Below are 1928 nucleotides of genomic sequence, written 5' to 3' on the forward strand. Positions count from 1 at the left end.
ACTTCACTAATGCAATGAACGAAGGTCAAGCAGGCTGGCGTAAAGTGATTGCCTTGGCAGTCACTAACGGCATCCCGGCACAAGGTTTTGCTGCTGCAATGGCTTATTATGATGGTTACCGCAGCGCAGTTTTACCGGCTAATTTGCTACAAGGTCAACGTGATTACTTTGGTGCGCACACTTATGAGCGTACTGACAAACCACGTGGTCAGTTCTACCATTTGGATTGGCCAGAAGCTAGTCGTCCGCAGTTAGAAATGTAATTTAGAGGACTGTAGAATAAAAAAAGCACTGATATTTATATCAGTGCTTTTTTTATTTAAATTACCTGATGACTTAAGGAAGCGCTGAACAATTCACAATTTTCACCGCTCTCGTCGTGACATTTTCAGAATAGCTCATGGATTTAGACATTTTCACCTAAAAACACCCTGTTTCCGAGTGTTTTTGCCTCATTTCCCATTTTTAGGTCGCAACTTGGGTATGCGCATCAAGCCACCGTCGCGCAAGCACCAAATTAGCGAAGCCAAACAACGAGAACAACTGGGCGGTGTTCTTCAATAATCCTTTGTATCGTGCCTTACGGTGACGGAACAGGTTCTTGACCACATGAAACGGATGCTCGACCTTGGCACGAATGCTAGCCTTGGTGTGTTCGAGATACGCTAACCACTCACCCTCTGTTGTTTTTGGTAATGCTCGGCGTTGGCTAGGACGCATCGCCACATGCCAGGTGACCGGCAATTCCAGGTTTTCTTCCCGCTTCTCGACGCCCTGATAGCCCGCATCACCAAACACATCCGTCTCATCGCCGTGGAGTAACGCCTGAGTTTGAGTCACGTCACTGACGTGACCTGCTGTTCCAATCAAGGTATGCACCAGCCCTGACTTTGCATCCACACCAATGTGCGCTTTCATACCGAAATGCCACTGGTTGCCTTTCTTCGACGAGTGCATGTCACTGTCCCGCTTGCCTTCTTTATTTTTGGTTGAAGGCGGTGCAGCAATCAGGGTGGCGTCAACGATGGTTCCCTCGCGTAGAAACAAGCCTTTTTCTGACAGATGAGCGTTGATTGCGTTGAAGATGGATTCGGTCAATTGGTGCTCTTCTAGTAGGTGGCGGAACTTGAGTAAGGTCGTGGCATCAGGTGCCGCTTCGCGGCCCATGTCAATGCCAACAAAGTGTCGTATGGCTTGACTGTCATAGAGTGCGTCTTCTGTGGCTTCGTCTGACAGGCCGAAGCATTGCTGGGCAATGTACATGCGTAGCATACGCTCCAGTCCAATGGGCGGGCGGCCACGACCGCCAGTGTTTGGATAGTGTGGCGCGATGACTTGAGTTAATGATGCCCATGGGGTGATCTGTTCTATCTGGTTCAGAAAAATATCACGCCGTGTTTGCTTCTTTTTGGCCGCATATTCCAATTCAGAAAAGCTCGCTTGCATTGTATTATCCAATTAAATCAATAAGATGTAATCTTACCATGCCGAACTCCAGCTAGGGTGGAGGGGTTGAATAAATCAGTGGTTCCCTAAGCTTGTAGTCCTTATCTTTAGCCTTTGCGCTTCTCACAGTTAAGTCAGTCAGTGCCATTTTTTACGCCCTTATAGTCAATTTGGGGGTATCTTGTTTGGGAGTGTTTTGAAACACCCCTATTAATACCCCCCAGTAATTCAGGATTACATAGGATTATATTAGACGCTATAAAAAAAAGAAAATAAAAAAAACAGCACTTAGGCTTGTTAATTGGACTACTTTGGACTTCTTTAAACTAGTTACTGGTAGGCAGTACCTAATCCTAATTAAATGCATAACATATTGTTTATATAGGTTATTATGATAATTAAAAAAGGCATATGCCGTAAAAAATACCGCAAATACAAATTGTGACTATTTTTAATCGCGATTGCATTTGACGGCTTAAATT

1 protein-coding gene and 1 pseudogene are annotated in these 1928 nt (G+C 45.2%); one reads left to right on the forward strand and one right to left on the reverse strand.

Annotated features, from left to right (window positions below; translation table 11 throughout):
• A pseudogene (locus tag Q7U33_RS06175) lies at positions 1-263 on the forward strand (NADP-dependent phosphogluconate dehydrogenase); the annotation flags it as partial.
• Positions 264-465: 202 nt separating this feature from the next.
• Here Q7U33_RS06175 and Q7U33_RS06180 read toward each other — a convergent pair.
• A complete protein-coding gene (locus Q7U33_RS06180; RefSeq protein WP_304858763.1) occupies positions 466-1446 on the reverse strand; it encodes an IS5 family transposase in 981 nt (326 codons plus the stop codon).
• Between the last annotated feature and the right edge of the window lie 482 nt (positions 1447-1928).

Source organism: Methylotenera sp., from assembly GCF_030653755.1.
GTDB lineage: Bacteria > Pseudomonadota > Gammaproteobacteria > Burkholderiales > Methylophilaceae > Methylotenera.